This is a genomic window from Alcanivorax sp. HI0044 (assembly GCF_001634945.1).
The window spans coordinates 1-6176 of the sequence record NZ_LWEZ01001309.1 but is presented as its reverse complement, the minus strand read 5'-3'; the positions used below and the strand labels follow the sequence as shown (position 1 = coordinate 6176).

The window sequence follows — 6176 nt, the reverse complement described above, 5'->3', positions numbered from 1 at the left end:
CGGTGCTTGAGATAAAAGTAGTCATCACACCAGGCTTTGAATTCCGGGTAGATCTCGCTACCGAACGGTTCACAGGCGTCGCGGGCCGTCTGGTGCCAATGCACAACGTCTTCTTCAAAACCATAGTAGGGTGTCAGATCGAAGCCGCCGCCAAACCACCACACCGGGTCTTCACCGTCTTTTTCCGCCACGAAAAAACGCACGTTGGCGTGGCTGGTCGGTGCATAGGGATTTTTCGGGTGGATCACCAGCGACACGCCCATGGCCTGAAAGCTGCGCCCGGCCAATTCGGGACGGGCTGCCGTGGCAGAGGGCGGCAACTGATCGCCAAACACATGGGAAAAATTGACCCCGCCTTTTTCGATCACCGCGCCATTTTCCAGCACCCGGCTACGGCCGCCGCCACCCTGTTCGCGCTCCCAGCTGTCTTCACGGAAGGTGGCGGAGCNATCTTCGGCGCCCAGTGCCTCGCAGATACGGTCCTGCAGATCCAGCAGGTAGTCTTTCACCGCCTGCAGTGAAACCTCTGACATGGTGCTTTCCCCGGATGCGGTCGGTGTGTTCACGGGCGCAAAATGCGCCCGCTTTCCAGATCAATAATGGTAGAGGGTTTGCTCGCCCGGTCACAGGCGCCGCTGACAATAAAGTCGAGTTGATCGCCCAGCTGCCGGGCCACCTGATAGCGATTGCGCGCTGCCGGGCGGCCGCTGATGTTGGCGCTGGTGGAAATGATCGGCTGCCCGGCCAACCGGCACAGCTGGCGAGCCAGCGGATGGTCCGGCACGCGCACCGCCACCTTGCGATGCTTCCCGCGCACCCAGCCGGGCAGATGTTCATTGGCCTCAACCAGATAGGTCACCGGCGCCGGCCATTGCTGCTGCAACCGGGCCGCCTGCTGGTCGTTCAGGCGCAGATACGGCGCCAGCTGCGCCAGGGTTTCACCAATCAGAATCAGCCCTTTGCTCACCGGCCGCTGCTTGATGGCCAGCAGCTGCATCACCGCGTCCTGGTTGAACGGGTCGCAGCCAAGGCCGTAGACGGACTCCGTAGGGTAGGCGATTACCCCGCCCGCCTGAATAATCTGTGCCGCGCTGAGCAGATGCTGGTCCATGACGACGCCCTGAAAGCAAAAGCGGCAAATTACCCTGCACGGCCCGGCGACTCAAGTCTGCCGATCAGACATCGCTGGTCTGGCGTTTCAGATAGCCCCCCGCCACCCGTTCTACCCAGCCCTCCAGCTCCAGATCCGCCAGCTGCCCGGCCAGCTCGGGCATGGGCATCCCGGTACGCTCCTGCAACGCATCCAGCGAGTTCAGGCCACTGGTCAGGTGGGCAAGCAGCGCCGGCGGGTCGCAACGAATGCCACTGGCTTCCACGCTACGCTGGAAATCCCCAAAGGCCTGAAAAATATCGTCCACGGACTCCAGCCAGTTGGCGCCATCGCGCAACAACTGGTGGCAACCCTTGCTGAGTGGATTATGGATACCGCCCGGAATCGCAAACACTTCACGCCCCTGGGACAGCGCCGTCCGTGCAGTGATCAGCGACCCACTCTTGATGGCTGCCTCCACCACAATGGTGGCCAGGCTGAGCCCACTGATAATGCGATTACGCATGGGAAATTGAGCCGGCAGCGGGCGCGCGCCCGGTGCAAATTCCGATACCAGCGCCCCGCCGTTCTCCACAATCTGGCTGGCCAGCAGGCCATGGCGGGGCGGGTAGATACAATCCGGGCCACTGCCCATGACCGCCACCGTGCGCCCGGCACTCACCGCACCGCGATGAGCGGCCGCATCAATGCCCAGCGCCAGGCCACTGACAATGACAAAGCCACTACCAGCCAGCTGGCGGGCAAAGCGGCGGCTGTTGTCGAGGCCGTCCGCAGAGGCATTGCGCGCCCCCACCATGGCCAGCGAAGGCGCATTTAATGCTTCCACGCTGCCGCGCACGGCAATCACGCCGGGTGGGTCGTTGATCTGTGCCAGCAACGGCGGGTAGTCCGCATCCCCCAGCGCAATCCAGCGCCAACCCTGCTCACGCAGTTGCTCAAAGTACACGGGCAGCTTGCCGGTATTGTCGAGCAGCCGGGCACGCTCTTTCAGGCCGGCCGGTAGCAGGGGAAGAAAATCCGATACCGGCGCCGAAGCAATCCGGTGTTGTTGCAGGGCGCGGCCCAGGGCCGCTGAAGACGGGGAAAACAACGCCTGCAATAGCAGGCGTTTAAATTGTCCGTCCATTCGCCCACCTCCTTGTGTGCGTTGGAATGATGTTTACCGCCCAATGTTTGGCAGTCGATGCCCGTAACCTGACCATAAAACACAGATCAAAACACGCAAAGACACCCTTTTCATCCTTGAAAAGGGTGTCTTTGCGGGCGTCAGGCGTCCAGCCTCAAGCGTTTAGCGTACTATTCAGTAGCTGCCCGCCGGGCTTTCGGCGATGTCGTTCATATAGATAGGCCGCATGGACTCCATAATCAAGCCGTAGCTGACCTTGTCGAAGACCCGGAAGATCACCATGGAACCGGTTTTCTCACGGGGCAGCTGGACCATGTCACCTTGCTGACGATCGCGGACCACTTCGCCCTGGCCATAGATATCCAGCACGTTGCCTTCTTTCAGGCCGTCACGCAGACCCTTGTTGATCACCACCACATCGTTGCGGGCCACACTGTTAAGACGGTCGAAGAAGCGAATCACTTTCGCCTCGATTTTGGTATCCGGTGCCGATGGATACAACACGGCACGCACGCGGCGATCTTCGGTGGAGAACAGACGGTCATCGATGCGCAGGTCTTCACTGGAGTCGGTAACCCGCAGGGTAATCATGTCATCATCGTGGCTGGCTACGCGGCCCAGGCCGATCTGGCGGGCTTCGTAACCCAGCACTTCATTGGTATCCGGGTCCACATATTGCTCGCCGGTGCGGTAGAAACCGTAACCCTGATCCAGGTCTTCCCATTTAGCCACGGTATCGCGGGCATAAACAGTATCGCCTTCACCGAAGATCACACGGCGATCGCGGCCACCCACCAGATAGGGGGCTTCAACGATTTCCTTGCGGTCTACCACCAGCCCTTCCTTCAGGTAAGACTGGATCGCACTGGCAGGAATGGCCGGAATCGCTTCGTCATTGGCAATTTCACGCACCCGCGGGGTGAGTTTCACGGTACCATTGGACATCACGGTCTCTTCCACGCCCCGTTTTACCGACAGGCGCGGCTCACCGTTAACGTAGGAAAGGCGGATTTCGTCGCCGGGATAGATCAAGTGAGGGTTACTGATTTCCTCATTGATCTGCCAGATTTCCGGCCACTGCCACGGCTCTTGCAGAAAACGGCCGCTGATATCCCAAAGGGTATCGCCGTTTTTCACGAAATACTTGCTGGGATGCCCGTCTTTGAGCACCACCGCTGCGGAGGCCATACCGGACACCGCCAGCACCAGGCCAAAGGTCAAGGCGCGCTGGACCGATTTCATCATCATCGGATTCCTTTTATCATTATTGGACTCATCCCCGAGAGCGGCCGCGGTCCCTTATTGTAGACGCGGTTCCTTTTGGATATTAGCAATGCGATCATATATTTAGCAACCGAAATTCGAGTACTACCGCAACTTCCGAGAAGGTACATGGCTAAACTGGAAATACTGGAATTCCCTGATCCCCGACTACGCACAGTAGCAAAGCCGGTGGAAAAGGTAGATGACGAGCTTCGCAAACTGATCGACGACATGATCGAAACCATGTACGACGCTTCCGGCATCGGCCTGGCGGCCACTCAGGTGAACGTGCACAAGCGCCTGCTGGTGATGGATCTGTCCGAAGAGCGCAACGAGCCCAAGGTGTACATCAACCCGCAGATCACGCCACTCACCGATGAACTGGCGCCCTACGAAGAAGGCTGCCTGTCGGTGCCCGGTTTCTACGAGAAGGTAAAGCGCCCGGCGCGGGTGCGGATCAATGCCCTGGACCGGGACGGCAACGCCTTCGAAGTAGAAGCGGACGAACTGCTCGCCACCTGCATCCAGCACGAGATCGACCACCTGGACGGCAAACTGTTCGTGGACTACGTTTCCCGACTGAAGCGTGACCGCATCAAGAAGAAGCTGGAAAAGATCCACCGCCAGCAGGCATAAGAGAGAGGCAAGTTGAAAGTTCAAAGTTGAAAAGCGCGAAACGGCTTTCAGAGTAGCGAATCGCCATGCCCGCGATTCCAGCCCTGCGGCGCGGCCGTGGCGCTAGACGTGTGGCTTACTCGAGGGCTCGCGTTTGAACTTTCAACTTTTCACTTTCAACTCACCTCTCTGCCCCACCACTTACCGACCCAGAGGCCGCTCATTGAAACCCTTACGCCTTGCCTTCGCCGGCACCCCGGACTTCGCCGCTGCCAGCCTGCAGGCCGTGCTGGATAACGATCATCAGGTCGTGGCCGTTCTCACCCAGCCGGATCGCGCCGCCGGGCGCGGCAAGAAAGTGCAGCAAAGCCCGGTCAAACAGCTGGCGACCAGCCACGGGATTGCCGTGCTGCAGCCGGAAAACCTGAAAGGCGAAGACACTCGCCAGCAGTTACGCGACCTGAATCTGGATGCCCTGGTGGTGGTGGCCTATGGCCTGATCATTCCCCAGGCGGTGCTGGATATTCCTCGCCTGGGCTGCCTGAACGTGCACGGCTCGCTGCTGCCGCGCTGGCGTGGGGCCGCCCCCATTCAACGGGCCATCACCACCGGCGACACTCAAACCGGCAACACCATCATGCAAATGGAAGCCGGGCTCGATACCGGCCCCATGCTGCTCAGTGAAGCCCTGCCCATCGGCGAGCGTGAAACCGGCGGCGAACTGCACGACCGGCTGGCCACCCAGGGGGCCCGCCTGTTGGTGACCGTGCTGAACGATCTGGAGCACCACCTGGCCAACGCCACCCCACAGCCCGACGAAGGCGTCACCTACGCCCACAAGCTGAGCAAGGCTGAAGCACGGCTGGACTTCCGCCTGCCCACCCGCGCGCTCTACAACCGCATCCGCGCCTTCAATCCTTTCCCGGTGAGCTGGGTGCCACTCAACGGTCAGCCCATGCGCATCTGGCAGGCCAGCGAAAGCCCGCAACCGGGGCAGGACAGCGATGAGCCCGGCCATATCCTGGCCGTGGACGACCAGGGCATCCATGTGGCCACCGGCGATGGCAGCCTGATCCTCGAAGAGCTGCAGCTGCCCGGCAAACGGCGCATGGCGGTGTCCGACCTGCTGCGCGGCAACCCGGCCCTGTTCACCGTTGGCGAACCGCTGGGTGATGCCATTGCCGATGCGTCAGGTGATCAATGTGGCAACGCCTGACCCGCGCCTGAGCGCCGTGCGCGCCCTCAACCGGGTGCTCCCCGGCAAGGGCGACGGCGAAAGCCTGCGCGAAGTGCTGCGCGACTTTCCCCTGCAAGGCAGCGACGGCGGCCAGATGCGCGATATCTGCTTCGGCGTATGCCGTCACCTGCGCCCGCTCAACCACTGGCTCAACCAACAGCTCTCCAAACCGCTCAAGGCCAGCGCCCAGCCGGTGCGGCTGGCACTGCTGGCCGGCCTCTATGAACTGTGGTTTAGCGACCGCCCGGCCCACGCCATCGTCAATGCTTACCCGCAGCTATGCCGCAAGCTGAAAGCCCCCTGGGCCGCCGGCCTGAGCAATGCGGTACTGCGCAAGGCCAGCCAGATCACCATTGAACAAGCCGTGGCCGACGCCCCCGCCAACATCCAGCTGAGCCTGCCAGATTGGCTGTTTAAACGCTGGCAAAAAGATTGGCCCGACGACGCCGACGCCATGGCCCGCGCCAACCTGCAAACACCGCCGTTCACCCTGCGGGTGAATCGTCAGCAGCAACAACGCGCCGATGCCCTTACCGCCCTGGGTGAGGGCGCCCGTGCCGGCAGCGTTGCCCCTTACAGCATTTACCTGCAGCCCGCCCGGCCGGTATTTCAGCTACCCGGTTTTGAGCAAGGTGCCCTCTCGGTGCAGGACGAAGCCGCCCAACTGCCCGCCGAATTGCTGCAGGCCCCGGCCAACGGCCGCATTCTGGACGCCTGCGCCGCCCCCGGCGGCAAAACCGGGCAGCTGCGCGAGAAATTCCCCGCCACAGACCTCACCGCCCTGGAGCTGGAAGGCAAGCGACTGGCCCGCATCCGCGAGAACC

7 protein-coding genes are annotated in these 6176 nt (G+C 61.5%); 3 read left to right on the top strand and 4 right to left on the bottom strand.

From position 1 onward, the window contains the following. From A3730_RS19135 to A3730_RS19120, 4 genes are all read right to left on the bottom strand, one after another. A partial coding sequence (locus A3730_RS19135; RefSeq protein WP_156501259.1) for an oxygen-dependent coproporphyrinogen-III oxidase occupies positions 1–533 on the bottom strand: 533 nt, incomplete at its 3' end. 29 nt (positions 534–562) lie between these two features. Beyond that, positions 563–1111 (bottom strand): L-threonylcarbamoyladenylate synthase, encoded by a 549-nt coding sequence (locus tag A3730_RS19130; protein WP_063520816.1) that lies wholly within the window; start codon positions 1109–1111, stop codon positions 563–565. A gap of 64 nt (positions 1112–1175) precedes the next feature. Further along, positions 1176–2237 carry a DNA-processing protein DprA gene (gene dprA, locus A3730_RS19125; RefSeq protein WP_063538695.1) on the bottom strand — a complete coding sequence of 354 codons (1062 nt, stop codon included), beginning with the start codon at positions 2235–2237 and terminating at the stop codon, positions 1176–1178. Between the two features lie 174 nt (positions 2238–2411). Next, entirely contained in the window at positions 2412–3485 is a 1074-nt protein-coding gene (locus tag A3730_RS19120) for a LysM peptidoglycan-binding domain-containing protein (RefSeq protein ID WP_063521632.1), read from the bottom strand. 144 nt (positions 3486–3629) lie between these two features. Here A3730_RS19120 and def point away from each other — a divergent pair, with 144 nt between their 5' ends. From def to A3730_RS19105, 3 genes are all read left to right on the top strand, one after another. Then, entirely contained in the window at positions 3630–4136 is a 507-nt protein-coding gene (gene def, locus A3730_RS19115; protein ID WP_063538693.1) for a peptide deformylase, read from the top strand. Between the two features lie 202 nt (positions 4137–4338). Continuing rightward, the gene (gene fmt, locus A3730_RS19110; RefSeq protein ID WP_063519587.1) at positions 4339–5331 is read left to right on the top strand and encodes a methionyl-tRNA formyltransferase; all 993 of its coding nucleotides are present in this window, start codon (positions 4339–4341) and stop codon (positions 5329–5331) included. Beyond that, a partial coding sequence (locus A3730_RS19105) for a transcription antitermination factor NusB (protein ID WP_304439509.1) occupies positions 5318–6176 on the top strand: 859 nt, incomplete at its 3' end. The genes fmt and A3730_RS19105, both read left to right, overlap by 14 nt.

What these genes read in the sequence shown, in the direction of transcription:
- A3730_RS19130 (WP_063520816.1), bottom strand. Translation starts at nt 1,111, where the DNA reads ATGGACCAGCATCTGCTCAGCGCGGCACAGATTATTCAGGCGGGCGGG.
- dprA (WP_063538695.1), bottom strand. Translation starts at nt 2,237, where the DNA reads ATGGACGGACAATTTAAACGCCTGCTATTGCAGGCGTTGTTTTCCCCG.
- A3730_RS19120 (WP_063521632.1), bottom strand. Translation starts at nt 3,485, where the DNA reads ATGATGATGAAATCGGTCCAGCGCGCCTTGACCTTTGGCCTGGTGCTG.
- def (WP_063538693.1), top strand. Translation starts at nt 3,630, where the DNA reads ATGGCTAAACTGGAAATACTGGAATTCCCTGATCCCCGACTACGCACA.